Origin of the sequence: Bradyrhizobium sp. RP6 (assembly GCF_003837805.1) — a bacterium.
Taxonomy (GTDB): Bacteria; Pseudomonadota; Alphaproteobacteria; order Rhizobiales; family Xanthobacteraceae; genus Bradyrhizobium.
The window spans coordinates 239,269-256,523 of sequence record NZ_RQIT01000002.1 but is presented as its reverse complement, the minus strand read 5'-3'; the positions used below and the strand labels follow the sequence as shown (position 1 = coordinate 256,523).

Genomic DNA, 17,255 nt, shown 5'->3' with positions numbered 1-17,255 from the left:
CCTTGATGGATTATCTCGCCGCCCATGGGTACGACGACTTTGCGCCCGACGTGCGCGGCTACGGCCAATCGACCGTCCGCCCGAGATGGACGTGCCGCCGGAGCAGTCTAAACCGCTTGTGCGCACCGAGGTTGCCGTGCGTTGCCTCGCCAGCGCCGTCGAGCACATCCTAAAGCAACGCAACAGGCGGCTCAATCTGGTTGCTATGTCTTGGGGCAGCTCGGTGGCCGGTGCTTACACGGCGGACAACAACGACAAGGTTGTCAAGCTCGCGCTGGTCACGCCACTCTGGTTGCTGCAGGGTCCGGCTCCGATCGATGCAGGCGGGTGCCTCGGCGGCTATTGTAAGGTTCCGGTGCTGGACTTCCGGAAGCGCTGGCTTTCGGCTGCGCCGGAAGCGGCACGATCGAGCCTGCCGGCAAGAAGCTGTATAATGCCGGCGACATTCGCGTCCCTGTGCTCCTGGTCCATGCGGAATGGGATCAGGATGTCCCATCACCTGGGGCAGGACTTCTTCCTCTCGCTGAGACATGCGCCATACCGGCGATGGGTGGGGATCGGCGAAGGCATGCACATGGTTCTGCTGGAGAAGAACCGTCTGCAGGCGCTCGACGCGATCAACCAGTTTCTCGCGGAAGATTATAGCTAGCGCGCTCCTCGCTGATCTGATTCAGGGAGAGCACGAGGCAGACTTCCACTTGGGACATTTTTTTGCGGCGCGCGCCCTGCTGCACTGCGAAATCACTCGCGCCGCAACATTCAAAAATGAGACTGCCAGTCAAGCCGAACGGGGCACCAATACGTGCACCGCATTCGACTTCGGCTAGCTTCCCTCTAAAGCCGCGGCCTTCGAGAGCCGCGGGCGTCGCGCGGTTCGGCGCGGCAACAAAGCGACGACACAGGGGAGGAGCACATGTCGAAATGCAGCATGGGACTGCTCGCGTTGAGCAGCCTGTTTCTTTCGGGCGCGGCGATCGCCCAGGAGAAGATCAAGGTGGGCGTAACCGCAACCCTCGAGGGCACTTATACGGTGCTCGGGGAAGACGGCATGCGCGGCCACCAGACCGCGCTAAACGTGCTGGGCAAAAAGGTCGGCGACAAGGAGCTCGAATTCATCGTCGCCTCGACCGACGCGACACCGGACTCGGCCGTGCGCGCCGTGCGCAAGCTGATCGAGCAGGACAAGGTGCAGATCCTGCTGTCGCCGCTCTCCGGCGACGAGGGTATTGCGGTGAAGAATTTCGCAAAGACCCATCCCGAGCTGACCTTCATCAACGCGGCCTCCGGCGCGCAGGAAACGACCTATGTCGACCCTGCCCCGAACTTCTTCCGCTACAACATGGACGGCGCGCAATGGCAGGTGGGCCTCGGCAAATACGCTTATGAGGAAAAGAAATATCGCAAGATCGCAACCGTCGGCGAAGACTATTCCTTCATCTACACCCAGGTGTTCGGCCTCGTGCTCGAGTTCTGCGGCGCCGGCGGGCAGGTCACCAACCGGCAATGGGTGCCGCTCGGCACCAAGGATTTCGCCTCGGTGATCGCCGCGCTGCCCGACGACGTCGATGCCATCTATCTCGGCCTCGGCGGCGCCGACGCCGTCAACTTCCTCAACCAGTATCAGCAGGCCGGCGGCAAGGCGCATCTGATGGGCGGTTCGATCATGATCGACCAGACCATCCTGTCATCCAAAGGCAACGCCAAGAACGCCCTGATCGGCACCATCGCGGCGAGCGGCCAGGCCGACACCTGGGAGGATCCGGGTTGGCAGAAATTCGTGAAGGCCTATCAGGACGCCTTCCCGCCCAACAAGCGCTTCCCGAGCCCTTCGCTGCTGGCCACCAACTATTACGGCTCGACCATGGCGCTGATCCTCGCGCTGCGCCAGGTCAATGGCGATCTCTCCAACAACCAGGCGAAGTTCAAGGATGCCCTGGCGAAAATCGAGATTGATGCGCCGAATGGCAAGATCAAGCTCGACTCCAACCGCCAGGCGATCGGGACCAACTTCGTCACCGAGGTCGTCGACGACGGCAAGGGCGCGCTGTTCAGCAAGGTCGTGAAGGTGATCCCGAACGTCAACCAGACGCTGGGCTACGATCCGGCCGTGTTCTCCAAGATCGGTTTGCCGAGCCGCACCGTCCCGGAATGTAAGAAATACTGACGCATCACGGCTGACGACACGCAACCCCGGGGAGCGACTTGCTGACGCGGTCGCTCTCCGCTCTTGCAATCTCGGCGGCGTTGTTGAACGCTGACCGAAAAGACAAGAACATTCGGGAGGGGAAGGCATGAGCCGTGCGCTCGCCGTCTTCCACGGCCGGTTCGGTCGGGCGACGGTTTATCAGTTGAACCGCCCTTTCAATATCCACGCCCATCGTGAAGGTCATTTGATCTTCCATGTCGGCGGCATGCCGGCGTGCATCGACGTGTCCGACGGGCATTACGACCTGAGCGACACCTCCGTCGTCGCGGTCAATCCCTGGGAGCCGCACAATTTCCTGCCCACCGATCTCGACGGAGGCGCGATCTTCTTCGTGCTCTACGTCAACGCCGAATGGTTTGCGCCGGACGCCTCCGGTAACGAACGGATGCGGTTCGGCCGCACGCATTTCAAGCGGACGCCGGCGCTCGACAAGCATATCAGGCGGACCGCCGCGCTCGTTTGCGGCGCACCATCGCTCTCGAGTCTGGATTCCGAGCTGCGACGGCTGATCGACATCTGCTACGACGAAAGCTGGCAGCAGGCCGAGATCGCCCGCGATCCACGCGCAAGTGGCTCCGTCACCGATTTCCGCGTGCGCAAATGCATCAAGATGATGTCGGAGAGCCCCGGCGCCGAGATCGAGCTCGACGCGATCGCGCGGGAATCCGGCCTGTCGCGGCCGCACTTTTACCGGCTATTCCGCGTCCAGACCGGGGTTACGCCGAACCTCTATCTCAACACGCTGATCATGGAACAGGCGCTCGAGGCGTTGGTCGCCAGCGAGACGCCGATCGCCGATATCGGCTTCGATCTCGGCTTCTCCTCGCAAAGCGGTTTCACCCGCTTCTTCGCCGCCAATGTCGGGATGGCCCCGACCGATTATCGCCGCGCAGCCAAGATCTTGCGCGCCTGATCGCGCCACGAAAAGATACTCACGATCAAATGTCGCCCTCGCCGCCCGGCTAGGATGCGGACAATGCGATCCCGAAAGAGGATCGCGAGTCCAGGGAGGACGTGCGTCCATGGCAGGGCCAGCAGCAGCCGGCAACGGCTTGCATGCCCCCTCGCCCCGCTTGCAGGGAGAGGGTTGGGCTGAACCCGCGCCTTTGGCGCGACCTCTCTCTGCGCGCGCGTGCGCAATCGCACGCGATCTCTTGGAACGGCCTGAGCAAGCGCCTCGTCCTTCGAGACGACCGCTCCGCGGTCTCCTCAGGATGAGGCTAATCAGTATCAGCACCGCTGAAATTGCCGCCGCACACCCTGCCCTCATCCTGAGGAGCCCGCCAAAGCGGGCGTCTCGAAGGATGGGCTGCGGAAAATCCGCTTCCGATGTGCGATGCCCCCGCCGCAAGCGAGACGAGGCGCGAGCATGAGCCGCTTCGTCGAACGCCATCCGGCCTGGGCGTTGATCGTGATCATCGCCATTGCCGTCGCGCTCTGGCTGATCTTCGCGGTTTGGCCGCCGGGTCTCGAAGAGGCGATCGGCCGCAAGCGCGTCTTCCTCAACGCCGTCTTCAACGGCATCACGCTCGGAGGACTTTACTTCCTCGTCGCCAGCGGCTTCACGCTGATCTTCGGCCTGATGCGCAACGTCAACCTCGCGCACGGCTCGCTCTATCTGTTCGGCGGCTATATCGGCTACGCCATCAGCTCGGCGACCGGCTCCTGGGTGCTCAGCTTCATCGTCGCCTTCATCCTCACCGCCATGGTCGGCGTGCTGCTCCAGGTCATCGTGTTCCGCCGGATGGAGGGACAGGATCTCAGGCAGACCATGGTGACGATCGGGCTGTCGATCGTGTTTGCCGATCTGATGCTGTGGGCCTGCGGCGGCGACTTCTACCAGATCCAGACGCCGAACTGGCTGATCGGCCCCGTCGAGCTGCCGCTGGTCACGGCGATCAAGTCCTCGGGCGAGCCGGTCTATCTCAGATATCCCATGGTGCGGCTCGTGATCTTCGCGGCGTCCGTGATCATCGGCGTCGCGATGTGGCTCGCGCTCAACCGCACCCGGATCGGCATGATCATCCGCGCCGGCGTCGACGACCGCGATATCCTCGCCGCGACCGGCGTGCGGATCCAGCTCGTATTCGTCGCTGTGTTCGCCTTCGGCGCAGGGCTTGCGGGTATCGCCGGCGTCGTCGGCGGCACCTTCCAGTCCTTGTCGCCCGGCGAGGACATCCGCTTCCTGTTGGCCTCCCTCGTCGTCGTGATCGTCGGCGGCATGGGCTCAATCCCCGGCGCGGCGCTCGGCGCGCTGATCATCGGGCTCGCCGAGCAGCTCGGCTCGGTCTACATCCCGACCTACGCCATCGTCGTGACCTTCCTGATCATGGTGCTGGTGCTGGCGATCCGGCCGCAGGGCCTGTTGGCGAGGCGCTGACATGTCGCTCGCCCACGATGCCCGCGTTTCCGTTCGTCCCGTCAGCGTTGCGCAGCGCCCAGCGCGGACATGGCCCGAGATCAACAATCCCGCCGCCTGGATCGTGGCCGTCATTCTCCTGATCATGCCGCTGATCGCGAGCGGCTTCTTCCTGATCGAGATCTTCGCGACCACGCTGATCCTCGGTACCATGGCGCTCAGCCTGATGTTCCTCGCCGGCTATGGCGGCATGGTCAGCCTGATGCAGCTCACTATCGCGGGCTTCTCGGCCTACATGGTCGCGGTGCTCGGCGTCAGCAGCAACGCCAATATCAGCCTGGGCTGGCCGTGGTGGCTCGCGGTGCCGATGGCGCTGGCGCTGGCGACCGCCTTCGGCACGCTTGGGGGCGCGCTCGCGGTGCGCACCGAGGGCATCTACACCATCATGATCACGCTCGCGATCGGCGCTGCCTTCTATTATTTCACCAACCAGAACTGGGCGATCTTCAACGGCCATACCGGCATCAACACCGTGGCCACGCCGCACTTCTGGGGCGTGAACTGGCGCGCCGACATCCCCTTCTACTACATCGTGCTCGCGGTTGCCGCGCTCTGCTATTTCGCCGTCGAGTACCTCTCGCGCGCGCCCTTCGGCCTGGCGCTCCAGGGCGTGCGTGACAATCCCAGGCGCATGGCGGCGCTCGGCTTCAACGTCAATGCGCACCGCGTCGCGGCTTACGCCTTCGCCTCCTTCGTCGCCGCGCTGGCCGGCGTGCTCCAGGTCTGGAACTACCGCCAGATCTCGCCGGGTTCGGTAAGCGTCGGGGCCTGCATCGACGTGCTGATCATCGCCGTCGTCGGCGGCATCACGCGCCCGATCGGCCCCTTCATCGGCGCGCTGATCTTCGTGCTGCTGCGCACCTTTGCGCTCGACTTCTTGGTCCGGCTCGGGCTCGACGGCAACCGCTTCCGCTGCTTGATCGGGCTCGGCTTCCTCGCCATCGTGTTCTGGTCATCGGACGGCGTAATCGGCCTGTGGCAGCGCTGGCGGCAGCGCCGCGGCGCTGACCGTTTCAGCGGAGGGCGCAGCCATGGATAGCGTCGCCCGGCGCCTCTCTGCCGTCGGCGCCGGCGCGGCGCTGGAGCTGCGCGGCGTGACGCGCATGTTCGGCGCGCTGGCGGCGCTGACCGACGTCACCATCACCGTGCGGCCCGGCGAGCGGCGCGCCGTGCTCGGCTCCAACGGTGCCGGCAAGACCACGCTGTTCAATTGCATCGCCGGCGACTTCCCGCCATCCTCCGGCACCATCCGCTTCTTCGGCGAGGACGTCACGCATTTCCCGCCCTATGAGCGCATCCGGCGCGGGCTGCGCCGGACCTACCAGATCTCGGCACTGTTCCCGGGCCTCACCGTACAGGACAACGTCTATCTCGCCTGCCGCGGCGTCTCGCGCGGGCGCTTCTCGTTCCTGCGTCCGGGACAGAACGATGCGCTGATGCATGCGGCCGACAATCTGGTGCAGGCGGTGCATCTCTCCGCCGTCAGGGATCAGCGCGTCGCCGAGCTCGCCCACGGCCAGCAGCGCCAGCTCGAGATCGCGCTGGCGCTCGCCGGCGCGCCGCGCTTCGTCCTGTTCGACGAGCCGGCCGCAGGACTGTCGCCGACCGAACGCGCCGAGCTGATCGAGATCCTGACCTCGCTGCCGGCGCATATCGGCTACATCATCATCGAGCACGACATGGACGTGGCGCTGCGCGTCGTCGAGAGCGTCACGATGATGCACAACGGCCGCGTCTTCAAGGAGGGCCTGCCGCAGGAGATCCAGTCCGACCCTGAAGTGCAGGAGCTCTATCTCGGAGGCGGCCATGAGTGAGGCCCGCCGCTCCAGCGCCGCGCTCGAGGTCCGCGGCCTCGATGTCTACTATGGCCACTCGCACGCGCTACAGGGTGTCGACCTCACGCTCGAGAGCGGCGTGTTCTCCGTCGTCGGGCGCAACGGCATGGGCAAGACCACGCTGTGTAAGGCGATCATGGGGCTGGTCGGCGTCAGCGGCGGCTCGATCCGGGTCCGCGGCGAGGACATCACCCGGCGGCCGCCGGCCCAGATCGCGCGGCTCGGCGTCGGCTATGTGCCGCAGGGCCGCCGCCTCTGGCGCTCGCTCAGCGTCGACGAGCATTTGCGGCTCGCCGGCGGGCTGCGTTCGGGCGCCTGGACCGTCGAGCGCATCTACGACACCTTTCCTCGACTCGCCGAGCGTCGGGATCACGGTGGCGGCCAGCTCTCCGGCGGCGAACAGCAGATGTTGGCGATCTCGCGCGCGCTGCTCACCAATCCGCATTTGATCATCATGGACGAGCCGACCGAAGGCCTCGCGCCCGTCATCGTCGCGCAGGTCGAGGAGATGCTGCTGCGGCTGGGCGAAGACGGCGACATGTCCGTGCTCGTGATCGAGCAGAACATCGGCGTCGCCACCGCGATCTCGCGCAACGTCGCGATCATGGTCAACGGGCGCATCAACCGCATCATCGACTCCGCGCGCCTAGCCGCGGACCGCGAGCTCCAGCAGCGCCTGCTCGGCGTCGGGCTTCATGCGGAGCTCGAACCGGAGATTGACACCTCCGCACCCGGCGTCGAAGCGAAACCGACGCCGGCGCCACGGCGCGACGGGCCGGTGCGCATCTACGTCTCCAACCCGACGCTGCCGACGCGATGGTCGCAGCCGGTGCCGATCGCCCGCATCGAGGCGGCGGCGCGAACCCTCTCGACTCAGGTTGCGCGGCTCGACGAGGCGTCGCGGCGCAAGCGCGAGCCGGCGGCGGCGCAGGCCTCCGGTCCGCCAGTGGTTCTGGTGGTCGGCACGCTCGACACCAAGGGCCAGGAGCTGCGCTTCATTCGCGACATCATCGCTGAAAGCGGCCTGCGCACGCGGCTGGTCGACGTCTCGACCAGCGGCAAGCATTCATCCTGCGACGTCTCGGCGCAGGAGATCGCCTTGAACCACGGCCGCGGCGGATCCGCCGTGTTCGGCACCGACCGTGGTGCCGCCGTGACCGCGATGGCGGATGCGTTTGCCAATTGGCTGCGGCGCCAGGGCAATGTGGGCGGCGTGATCTCGGCCGGCGGCTCGGGCGCGGCGTCGCTGGTTGCCCCAGGCATGCGCGCGCTACCCATCGGCGTGCCCAAGCTGATCATCTCCTCCGTCGCGTCCGGCGATGTCGGCCCCTATGTCGGACCGGCCGACATCACGATGATGCACTCGGTCACCGACGTGCAGGGGCTGAACTCGATCTCGCGCGCGGTGCTGGCCAACGGCGCCAGTGCGCTTGCCGGCATGGTCAAGGCACGCCTCGAAGGGCGCGAGACCAAGGAGCGAGCCGCCGGCGTCGGCCTGCCCACCGTCGGCATCACCATGTTCGGCGTCACCACGCCGGCCGTGCAGAAGATCGCGGCCGAGCTGCGCGATGATTTCGAATGCCTGGTATTCCACGCCACCGGTGTCGGCGGCCGCTCCATGGAGAAGCTCGTCGAATCCGGCCAGCTCGCGGGGGTCATCGACCTCACCACGACCGAGATCTGCGACCTCATGATGGGCGGTGTGTTTCCTGCGACCGAGGACCGCCTTGGCGCGATCATCCGCAGCCGCCTGCCCTATGTCGGCTCGGTCGGCGCGCTCGATATGGTCAATTTCGGCGCGCCCGAGACCATTCCTGAGCGCTACCGGGGCCGCAAGTTCCACGTCCACAATCCGCAGGTGACGTTGATGCGGACGACTCTGGAAGAGAACGAGCGCATGGGCCGCTGGATCGGCGAGCGGCTGAACCAGATGGATGGCCCGGTGCGTTTCTTCCTGCCCGAGGGCGGCGTCTCCGCCCTCGACGCACGAGGCCAGCCGTTCTGGGATCCGGATGCCGACGCCGCGCTGTTCCGTACGCTGGAGCGGACCGTGCGGCAGACCGGCAACCGCCAACTCATTCGCATCCCTAAGAACATCAACGATCCCGATTTCGCCGCCGTCATCGTCAGTGCGTTCCGAACCCTGTTCGGGCGCACCGGGGTGCGGCGGAGACTCGCGAGGTGACCGATGGCCAGGTTTGAACGCGCGGCGCTGCTGAAGAGGTTTCGCGACATGGCAAGGCGCGGCGAGCCGATCGTCGGCGGCGGGGCCGGCACCGGGCTCTCAGCCAAATGCGAGGAAGCCGGCGGCGTCGACCTCATCGTCATCTATAATTCCGGCCGCTACCGCATGGCCGGCCGTGGCTCGCTCGCGGGCCTGATGGCATATGGCGATGCCAACGCCATCGTGCTGGAAATGGCAAACGAAGTGCTCCCCGTGGTCGACCAGACCCCGGTGCTGGCGGGCGTCAACGGCACCGATCCCTTCCGCGACATGGACGTCTTTCTCGACCAGCTGAAGGCACTTGGCTTCGCAGGCGTCCAGAACTTTCCGACCGTCGGCCTGATCGACGGTACCTTCCGCGCCAATCTCGAAGAGACCGGCATGTCCTATGCGCTCGAGATCGACATGATCGCCAAGGCGCACGACAAGGACATGCTGACCACGCCCTACGTGTTCAGCGAGAAGGAAGCCGCTGCGATGGCGATCGCCGGAGCCGACATCATCGTCTGCCACATGGGCCTGACCACCGGCGGCACGATCGGTGCGCAGACCGCGCCGAAGCTCAAGGACTGCCCTGCACGGATCGACACCTGGGCCACCGCCGCGCTCAGCGTCAATCCGGACATCCTGGTGCTGGCGCATGGCGGCCCGATCGCCGATCCCGCCGACGCCGATTTCATCATGAAGAACACCCGTCATTGCCACGGCTTCTACGGGGCATCCTCGATGGAGCGGCTGCCGGTGGAGCGGGCGCTGACGGAACAGGTGCGGCAATTCAAGGCGATCGGCGCGCGATAACGCCGAAGGGACGAGGGAGGGAAGGATGTCGGGCAATCTGGTCGGTGAATTGATCCTCTGGCTGATCGTCGCGATCATCGTGATCGTGGTCGGCGTCTATATCGTGAACTGGCTCTACCACCGCTCCTCCAAGGAGACCTCGTTCGTCCGCACCGGCTTCCTCGGCGAACGCGTGGTGATCAATGGCGGCGCCTTCGTGCTGCCGTTCATCCACGACTACACGCCCGTCAACATGAACGTGCTGCCGATGGGCATCGTGCGTTCGAAGCAGGATGCCGTGATCACCCGCGACCGCATGCGCGTCGACATCGAGGCCGACTTCTACGTCCGGGTGCAACCGACCCGCGAGGCCGTCTCGATCGCCGCGGCAACGCTCGGACGTCGCACCATGGAGCCGGGGCAACTCCATGCGCTGCTGGCCGGCAAGTTCATCTCCGCGATCCGCTCGGTCGCCTCCGAGATGACCATGGAAGAAATGCACGAACAGCGCGGCGATTATGTCGCGCGGGTCAAGACGAATGCCGCCGAGGCCCTCGCCCAGAATGGCCTCGAGCTGGAATCCGTCGCCATCACCGATCTCGACCAGACCGATCTAGAATTCTTCAATCCCTCGAACCGGTTCGACGCCGAAGGCCTGACCCAGCTGATGCAGGACATCGAGGCCAAGCGGAAGCTGCGCAACGACATCGAGCAGGACTCGATGATCAAGATCCGCGCCCGCAATCTGGAGGCCGAGCGGCAGGCGCTGGAGATCGAGCGGGAGAGCGAGACCGCGCGCCTGGAGCAGGAGCGCGACATCGAGATGCGCCGCGCGCTCCAGCGCACCGAAGTCGCCCGCGAACGGGCCCTGCGCGAGACCGAGGCCGAACAAGCCCAGATCTCGGCCCGCGAGGCCATCGAGCGCGCCCGCATCGCCAATGACCAGGCGATTGCGGAAGCCCGCATCGCCTCGGAGCGCGAGACCCGCCAGAGGGAGATCGAGCGGACCCGCACCATCGAGGAAAAGGAGCTGCTGGCCCGCGAGGAGATCGAGAAGACCCGGATCGCCAACCAGCGCTCTATCGACACCACCCGCATCACGTCGGAAAGCGAGGTTCGCCAGCGCGAGATCGAGCGGATGCGCACCGTCGAGGAAGCCGAGATCGCCGCACGCGAGGCCATCGAGAAGGCCCGTATCCAGCAGGACCGGGTCGTCACCGACGCTCGTATCGCCAACGAGGAAGAGACAAGGCGCCGCGAGATCGAGCGCACGCGTGCCGTCGACGAGGCCGAGATCGCCGCGCGCCAGGCGACCGAGAAGGCCCGCATCGCCCAGACCATGACCGTCAATGTCGAGCGCATCTCCTCGGATGAACGCACGCGCGCGCTTGAGATCCAGCAGGTCCGGACCATCCAGGAGGCCGAGATCGAGGCGCAGCGCGCGGTCGAGGCCGCCCGCATTGCGCGGGAGCGGACGCTCGCCGCCGAGCGCATCGCCGCCGAGCAGAACACGCGGCAGCTGGAGATCGAGCGCAATCAGGCCCTTGATGTCGCCGGCATCGCCGCGCGCGAGACCACGGAAGCCTCGCGCATCGCCCAGGAGGAGCGCGTGCGCTCGCTGGAGATCGCCCGCAACCGCGCCGTCGAGGAAGCCGACATCGCTTCCCGCGAGGCGATCGAGGCGGCGCGCATCGCCCAGGAGAAGGCAGTTGCGGCCGAGCGCATCCAGGCCGAACGCGAAACCCGCGCGCTCGAAATCGAGCGGACCGGCGTCCTCGAAGCCGCCGAGCTGAAGCGGCGCGATGCCATCGAGCGCCAGCGCATCACCGTCGATCTGGCACTCGAAGCCGAGCGCATCAACTCCTCCAAGAAGCGCGAGGTGCTCAACATCGAGCAGAAGAAGGCGATCGAGATCGCGGACGAGGATCGTGTCATCGCCCTCTCCACCAAGCGCTCCGAACGGATCGATGCCGACCGGCAGGTCAAGCAGGCCGAGATCGTCGCCCGCAAGGAGGTCGAGACCACCGACGTCTCGCGCGAGCAGGCGCTGGAAGCTGCCCGGATCGAGCGGCGGCGCGCGATCGAGCAGCTGGAGGTCGCCCGCGTCCAGTCGCTCCAGGAAGCCGAGATCGCCTCCCGCGAGGAGGTCGAGCGCGCCCGCATCGCGTCCGATCGCGGCCTTGACGAGGCTCGCATCGGACGTGAACGCGAGCTGCGCAAGCTCGAAGTCAACCGCGAGAAGGACGTCGAGACGGCGCTGATGGAGAAGGCTATCGCCATCCACACCAAATCCCTGGAAGAGTCCGCAGCCAAGGCCTCTGCCGAGGAAGCCCGGATGCGCGCGACCGAGGCGGCCGAGCGCGTCGTCACCGCCCGCGAGAGCGAGATCGCCAGGCGGCGCAAGACAGTGGAGGTCCTGCTGGCGGAAAAGCAGGCGGAGGAGACCCGCATCGCCGCCGAAGCCGAGCGCGTGCGCGCCGCGGTCGAAGCCGAAGCGCAGCGCATGCTGAACGAGGCCGAGAACGTGCTGACCGACCAGGCGCGCTACTCGCTGTTCCGCAGAAAGCTGCTCGACCGTATCGAGGGCATCGTGCGCGAGAGCGTCAAGCCGATGGAGAAGATCGAGGGCATCCGCATCCTCCAGGTCGACGGCCTCAACGGCAACGGTCACGGCAACGGCAACGGCGGCCGCAGCGCCACCGACGAGGTGATCGACTCGGCGCTACGCTACCGCGTCCAGGCGCCGCTGATCGATTCCATCCTGTCGGACATCGGCGTCGAGGGCGGCAGCCTGGCAAAGATGCCGGGGCTGATCCGCGAGGCCCGCGACATGCAGGGCATCAAGGATGCCGCACGCAAGAGCGGCGGAGGTGCTGGCGGTGGCGGTGAGAAGCCGGCGGCCGCTCCGCCTGCGAGCGAGGGCGGCGAGCCGCCGGTCGAGGGCGGGCCGCGGAAGAAGAGCTGAGGTTTGAGCGATGGCCCGCGTCTACGTCTCCACCGTCGTCAATGCCCGCAACGACCGCGTCTGGGCGCGAGTGCGTGATTTCAATGGCCTGCCGAACTGGCATCCGGCCATCGCCGAAAGCCGAATCGAGGGCGGTGAGCCCTCGGACAAGATCGGCTGTGTCAGGGATTTCCGCCTGCGCAACGGAGACCGCATCCGCGAGAAGCTGCTCGGCCTCTCCGACTACGACATGTTCTGCACCTACTCGATCCTGGAATCGCCGATGGGCGTCGAGAACTACGTCGCCACCCTGCGCCTGACGCCCGTCACCGACGGCGACCAGACCTTTGTGGAATGGACCGCGGAATTCGACTGCGCGCCGGAACGGGAGACCGAGCTCGTCAGCAACATCGGCGGCGGTGTGTTCCAGGGCGGCTTCGACGCGCTGAAGCGTGTGTTCGGAGGTTAGCCGTGCCGCATATCGTCAAGAGCACGATCCTGGACGCACCGACCGACGCGGTGTGGGACGTGCTGCGCGATTTCAACGGGCACGACCGCTGGCACCCGGCGGTTGCGACCTCCTCGATCGAACGCGCGCAATCCGCCGACAAGATCGGCTGCGTCAGACGTTTCAAGCTCAAGGACGGCTCGGAGCTGCGTGAGCAGCTGCTGGCGCTGTCCGACCTCGAGCAGACCTTCAGCTATTGCCTGCTCGATACGCCGATCCCGATGTTCAACTATGTCGCCCATGTCCGTTTGCTCCCGGTCACCGACGGCGACCGCACTTTCTGGCATTGGGAGTCGCGATTCACCACCAGGCCCGAGGACAAAGACCGCATCACCCATATGGTCGCCGAAGACATCTATCAGGCAGGATTCGAGGCGATCCGCCGACATCTGAAGGAGGCCGCATAGCATGGCCGTAACAGTAAAGACCTTTGCGAATGCGAGCGAGGCAACCGGAGCGCTGGCCTCGGACCGCGCTGCGCGCTATCTCGGCGGCGGCACGCTGGTGATGCGGGCCCTGAACGAAGGCGACGTCTCGATCTCGACGATCGTCCGCGCGCGGGACCAGGCGCTGACACGGATCGATGTGTCGGGTCCACGGGTGACGCTGGGCGCCGGTGTCACTTTCGCGCGCGTTCTCGCCGAACGCGACCTCGCCTTTCTGCACGCTCCCGCCCGCTCGATCGGCGGTCCCGCCGTCCGCAACATGGGCACGGTCGGCGGCAATCTGTTCGCGACGAACCCTTACGGCGATTTCACCGTGGCACTGCTGGCGCTGGATGCCACTATTGCGGTGCAAGGCGGCTTCGGCTCGCGCGATATTCCGATCGAGGAATTCTTGCAGGGGCGCGAGCGCCAGGCCGGAACTTTGGTGCTGTCGGTGTCCTGTACGCGGCCGGCCAGCAGCGAGGCTTTCCGATATCGCAAGATCGCGCGCATCAAGCCGAAGGGCGGCTCGGTGATCACGCTCGCCGCGCATCTGCCGGTCAGCGGCGGGCGGATCGCGGGTGCGCGAATTGCGCTGGGCTCGATGGCGCCGACCCCGATCCGCGCCCGAGCGGCCGAGCGCACGCTGGAGGGACGCTCGCTGGACGCGGCGACCATCGCTGCCGCGGCCTCCGCCGCTACGGAAGGAACATCGCCATCCGACAACGCGCTCGGCAGCGCCTGGTATCGCCGCGAGATCGTCGGCGTGTATTTGCGGCGCCTGCTAGCGGAACAGGAATAACTGGCCATGACAAAAATCCCCTTGCAATTTCGCCACAACGGCCGCGACGTCGCGATCTTCGTCGACGGCGGCACCAATTTGCTCGTCGCCCTGCGCGAGCTGATCGGCGATATGACTCCGAAGTTCGGCTGCGGCCAGGGGGGCTGCGGCACGTGCAGCGTGCTGATCGACGGCGAGCTTCACCTCTCCTGCCTGACGCTCGCCGAGACCGTCGCGGGCCGCTCGGTCGAGACGCTCGACGGCATGAAGCAGGGCCCGAACCTGCATCCGCTGCAACGCGCCTTCGCCGAAAATTTCGCCGCCCAATGCGGCTATTGCACGCCGGGCATGCTGATGGCCGCGAAGGCGCTGCTCGACCGCAATTCCGCCCCGAGCCGGGCCGACGTCATCGAGGCGATCTCCGGCAACATCTGCCGTTGCACCGGCTACGAGCCGATCATCAATGCCATCCTCGCCGCCGCAGGCGGCCGGGCCAGCGCCTGAGGTCAGACCATGCTGGAACTGCGCAAGGACATCTTCGCCGACGAACGTGACGATAACCTGAAGGAAATCGGCAAGGGCACGCAGCGGCAGGACATGCTCGGCCACATCACGGGCACGTCCAGCTATTTTGGCGATCACAAGCTCCAAGGCATGCTGCATCTGAAGGTCGTTCGTTCGACCCAGGCCCATGCAAGGCTGCGCCGCATCGATACCACCGAGGCCGAGCGCTCGGCCGGCGTCCGCCGGATCATCCGCGGCGCGGACGTGCCGCGCAACCTCAACACGCTGCTCAGCCTGATCAACTTCGGCAAGGACGACGAGCCGTCACTCGCCGTCGACAAGGTCCGCTACAAGGGTGAGCCGATCCTCGCCATCGTCGCCGACAGCGAACGCGAGGCGTTCGAGGCGATCGCGAAGGTCAGGATTGACTACGAGCCGCTGCCGACCGTGTTCGACGTCGAGGATGCGCTAAAGCCGGGTGCGCCTGTCGTCAACGAGACCTACCCGAAGAACGCCTTTATCTATCATGACGTCTACGATCACCAGCGCCTGCGCTTTGGCGATGCTGATGCCGCGCTCGCAACCGCCGATCACGTGCTCGAACAGCGCTACCAGATGTCGCCGATCGAGCACGCGCCGACCGAGACCAATGGCGCCATCGCCGCGCCCGATACCAACGGCCGCTACGTCGTCTACACCTCGACGCAGGCGCTGTTCTTCTCGGTCGACACCTGCGCCAAGATCCTCGACGTGCCCTCCAACACCTTCCACTTCATCGGCGGCACCGTCGGCGGCGGCTTTGGCGGCAAGGTCGACACCTTGACCGAGCCGCTCGCGATCCTCGGCGCCATGTTGACGGGGCGCCCCGTCCGCTACGTGTTCGGCCGCGAGGAGGAGATGCAATACGGCCCGCCGCGCGGCGCCGAGCGCATCTACATCAAGGACGGCGTGATGCGCGACGGCCGTATCGTCGCGCGCAAGATCCGCGCTTTTTTCGACAGCGGCGCCTATACGCGGCTGTCGAGCTACGCCGCGGTGAAATGCGCCGCGCACCTGCCGGGTCCCTACACCATCCCGAACGTCTATGGCGACGTCTATTGCGTCTTCACCAACCGGACGCCGGCGACCGCGATGCGCGGCTTCGGCGTCACCGCGATGGACTTTGCCATCGAATGCCAGATGGACAAGCTGGCAAACCTCGTCGGCATGGACCCGATGGAGTTCCGGATTCTCAACGCCTATCGCGACGGCGACATGAAGGCGCACCGGCGCGAGGCTAAGAACACGGCGCTGATCGAGTGCGTGCAGGTAGCGGCCGAGAAGGCCAAATGGCCGATCCGCGACGAGTTCAGGCGCGCATCCTCGCGCAAGGACGGCGGCGGCAGCCGCGCCGTGATCCCGCCGACGCCGACGGAGTCCCGGGCGCGGCCGGCCGCGCCTGCGCAGCAGCGCACGAGCTATGATCGCGCGCCGATGACCGCAACGCGGGAGCCGCCGCGCGAGCCACCGCCGCCGGCGCCGCTACCTCCCCCGCCGCGCCCGGCCGCGCCATCGCATGGCGCGACCCGTTTCTCATCCGTGTTCGGCACCAGGAGGCGCTAGATGACCCGGCATCGCGGACGCGGCACGGCGTCGATCAATTATCCCATCGGCATGAATCTCGGCGGCGATCCGAGCCAGGCGCTGGTGCATTCCAACCCCAGCGGCAAGTTCACCGTGGCGCTGTCGTCGATCGACCTCGGCCAGGGCATGAAGTCGGTGACGCGGCAGATCTGCGCGGAGACGCTGGGCGTGCCGGTCGAGGACGTCTATGTCGACACGGCAGACTCCGACACCGGCCCGCACTGCATGGGCTCGTTCGCCTCGCGCGGCACCCATCGCGTCGGCAACGCCGTGATGGCCGCCGCCCGCGAGGCGCGCGGCGTGATGATGGAGGCGGCGGCCGAGGAGCTCGAAGTCAACGCCGCCGATCTCGAGACCGATGGGCGCGGCAACATCCACGTCAAGGGCGCGCCGCATCGTTCGATCTCGACCAAGGACGTCGCCATCGCCGCGCAGTTCAAGCAGGGCAAGACCATCTCCGGCCGCGGCATCTTCCTCGTGCCGCTGTCGGACGTCGATCCTGAGACCGGCGAGATGTCGCCGGCGACCTGCTATGCCCATGCCTGCCTCGTCGCCGAGGTCGAGGTCGATGACGAGACCGGCGAGGTCGCGATGGTCCGAATGGACTCCGCCTACGAGCTCGGCCGCGCGCTCAATCCACGACTGGTCGAGCAGCAGCTCGTCGGCGGCGCCTGGATGGGCGTCAGCCACGCGCTCTACGAGACGCCGGAGCCATACTATCCCGATCCCGTCCACGGCCCGCGCGATTTCGTCGAATATCTGATGCCCGGTCCCGGCGACATCTGCCCCCACGATATCGCCGTGCTGGAGCGTCCCGCCCCTGACGGTCCGTTCGGAGGAAAAGGCCCCGGCGAGATGTGCGCCAACCCGGTGCTGCCGGCGGTAGCGAACGCGATCTTCAACGCCGTCGGCGTGCGCATCGACGACCTGCCGATCACGCCGGAAAAGGTGCTGCGCGCGATCAAGGCCCAGGGCGGCGCGCGGCCGCAGGCGCGGCGCTAGAGGATAT

General features: G+C 66.3%; 15 protein-coding genes. All 15 read left to right on the top strand.

The annotated features are described in order from the left end of the window. Window positions 1-85: 85 nt before the first annotated feature. The 15 genes from EHH60_RS06070 to EHH60_RS06000 all read left to right on the top strand — a co-directional run bounded on the left by EHH60_RS06070 (window position 86) and on the right by EHH60_RS06000 (window position 17,248). Window positions 86-649: a hypothetical protein gene (locus EHH60_RS06070; protein WP_245454410.1), complete on the top strand. Its 564-nt coding sequence runs from the start codon at window positions 86-88 to the stop codon at window positions 647-649. Between the two features lie 264 nt (window positions 650-913). Further along, window positions 914-2,164 (top strand): ABC transporter substrate-binding protein, encoded by a 1,251-nt coding sequence (locus EHH60_RS06065; protein ID WP_124158564.1) that lies wholly within the window; start codon window positions 914-916, stop codon window positions 2,162-2,164. 127 nt (window positions 2,165-2,291) lie between these two features. Continuing rightward, window positions 2,292-3,119 (top strand): helix-turn-helix transcriptional regulator, encoded by an 828-nt coding sequence (locus tag EHH60_RS06060; protein ID WP_124158563.1) that lies wholly within the window; start codon window positions 2,292-2,294, stop codon window positions 3,117-3,119. A 456-nt stretch (window positions 3,120-3,575) separates the two neighbouring features. Then, window positions 3,576-4,586, top strand: coding sequence for a branched-chain amino acid ABC transporter permease (locus tag EHH60_RS06055; protein ID WP_124158562.1), 1,011 nt, complete (start codon window positions 3,576-3,578; stop codon window positions 4,584-4,586). Window position 4,587: 1 nt separating this feature from the next. Next, on the top strand, window positions 4,588-5,664 hold the full coding sequence (locus EHH60_RS06050) for a branched-chain amino acid ABC transporter permease (RefSeq protein ID WP_124158561.1): 1,077 nt from the start codon (window positions 4,588-4,590) through the stop codon (window positions 5,662-5,664). Further along, the gene (locus EHH60_RS06045; protein ID WP_124158560.1) at window positions 5,657-6,439 is read left to right on the top strand and encodes an ABC transporter ATP-binding protein; all 783 of its coding nucleotides are present in this window, start codon (window positions 5,657-5,659) and stop codon (window positions 6,437-6,439) included. Before EHH60_RS06050 ends, EHH60_RS06045 begins: the two co-directional genes overlap by 8 nt. Then, entirely contained in the window at window positions 6,432-8,645 is a 2,214-nt protein-coding gene (locus EHH60_RS06040) for an ABC transporter permease (RefSeq protein ID WP_124158559.1), read from the top strand. Before EHH60_RS06045 ends, EHH60_RS06040 begins: the two co-directional genes overlap by 8 nt. Before the next feature lie 3 nt (window positions 8,646-8,648). Continuing rightward, complete coding sequence (locus EHH60_RS06035) at window positions 8,649-9,482, top strand: phosphoenolpyruvate hydrolase family protein (protein ID WP_124158558.1); 834 nt, start codon at window positions 8,649-8,651, stop codon at window positions 9,480-9,482. Window positions 9,483-9,507: 25 nt separating this feature from the next. Continuing rightward, window positions 9,508-12,426 (top strand): flotillin family protein, encoded by a 2,919-nt coding sequence (locus EHH60_RS06030; protein ID WP_124158557.1) that lies wholly within the window; start codon window positions 9,508-9,510, stop codon window positions 12,424-12,426. A 10-nt stretch (window positions 12,427-12,436) separates the two neighbouring features. Further along, window positions 12,437-12,874 (top strand): SRPBCC family protein, encoded by a 438-nt coding sequence (locus tag EHH60_RS06025; protein WP_061882131.1) that lies wholly within the window; start codon window positions 12,437-12,439, stop codon window positions 12,872-12,874. Window positions 12,875-12,876: 2 nt separating this feature from the next. Then, window positions 12,877-13,320: an SRPBCC family protein gene (locus tag EHH60_RS06020; RefSeq protein WP_124158556.1), complete on the top strand. Its 444-nt coding sequence runs from the start codon at window positions 12,877-12,879 to the stop codon at window positions 13,318-13,320. Window position 13,321: 1 nt separating this feature from the next. After that, complete coding sequence (locus tag EHH60_RS06015; RefSeq protein WP_124158555.1) at window positions 13,322-14,140, top strand: FAD binding domain-containing protein; 819 nt, start codon at window positions 13,322-13,324, stop codon at window positions 14,138-14,140. 6 nt (window positions 14,141-14,146) lie between these two features. Continuing rightward, a complete protein-coding gene (locus tag EHH60_RS06010) occupies window positions 14,147-14,623 on the top strand; it encodes a (2Fe-2S)-binding protein (RefSeq protein ID WP_124158554.1) in 477 nt (158 codons plus the stop codon). A gap of 9 nt (window positions 14,624-14,632) precedes the next feature. Continuing rightward, the gene (locus EHH60_RS06005; RefSeq protein WP_124158553.1) at window positions 14,633-16,225 is read left to right on the top strand and encodes a xanthine dehydrogenase family protein molybdopterin-binding subunit; all 1,593 of its coding nucleotides are present in this window, start codon (window positions 14,633-14,635) and stop codon (window positions 16,223-16,225) included. Further along, the gene (locus EHH60_RS06000; RefSeq protein WP_124158552.1) at window positions 16,226-17,248 is read left to right on the top strand and encodes a xanthine dehydrogenase family protein molybdopterin-binding subunit; all 1,023 of its coding nucleotides are present in this window, start codon (window positions 16,226-16,228) and stop codon (window positions 17,246-17,248) included. It begins immediately after the preceding gene. Window positions 17,249-17,255 lie beyond the last annotated feature (7 nt).

Coding starts and splice junctions, on each gene's coding strand:
- EHH60_RS06070 (WP_245454410.1), top strand. CDS start 86: ATGGACGTGCCGCCGGAGCAGTCTAAACCGCTTGTGCGCACCGAGGTT.
- EHH60_RS06065 (WP_124158564.1), top strand. CDS start 914: ATGTCGAAATGCAGCATGGGACTGCTCGCGTTGAGCAGCCTGTTTCTT.
- EHH60_RS06060 (WP_124158563.1), top strand. CDS start 2,292: ATGAGCCGTGCGCTCGCCGTCTTCCACGGCCGGTTCGGTCGGGCGACG.
- EHH60_RS06055 (WP_124158562.1), top strand. CDS start 3,576: ATGAGCCGCTTCGTCGAACGCCATCCGGCCTGGGCGTTGATCGTGATC.
- EHH60_RS06050 (WP_124158561.1), top strand. CDS start 4,588: ATGTCGCTCGCCCACGATGCCCGCGTTTCCGTTCGTCCCGTCAGCGTT.
- EHH60_RS06045 (WP_124158560.1), top strand. CDS start 5,657: ATGGATAGCGTCGCCCGGCGCCTCTCTGCCGTCGGCGCCGGCGCGGCG.
- EHH60_RS06040 (WP_124158559.1), top strand. CDS start 6,432: ATGAGTGAGGCCCGCCGCTCCAGCGCCGCGCTCGAGGTCCGCGGCCTC.
- EHH60_RS06035 (WP_124158558.1), top strand. CDS start 8,649: ATGGCCAGGTTTGAACGCGCGGCGCTGCTGAAGAGGTTTCGCGACATG.
- EHH60_RS06030 (WP_124158557.1), top strand. CDS start 9,508: ATGTCGGGCAATCTGGTCGGTGAATTGATCCTCTGGCTGATCGTCGCG.
- EHH60_RS06025 (WP_061882131.1), top strand. CDS start 12,437: ATGGCCCGCGTCTACGTCTCCACCGTCGTCAATGCCCGCAACGACCGC.
- EHH60_RS06015 (WP_124158555.1), top strand. CDS start 13,322: ATGGCCGTAACAGTAAAGACCTTTGCGAATGCGAGCGAGGCAACCGGA.
- EHH60_RS06010 (WP_124158554.1), top strand. CDS start 14,147: ATGACAAAAATCCCCTTGCAATTTCGCCACAACGGCCGCGACGTCGCG.
- EHH60_RS06005 (WP_124158553.1), top strand. CDS start 14,633: ATGCTGGAACTGCGCAAGGACATCTTCGCCGACGAACGTGACGATAAC.
- EHH60_RS06000 (WP_124158552.1), top strand. CDS start 16,226: ATGACCCGGCATCGCGGACGCGGCACGGCGTCGATCAATTATCCCATC.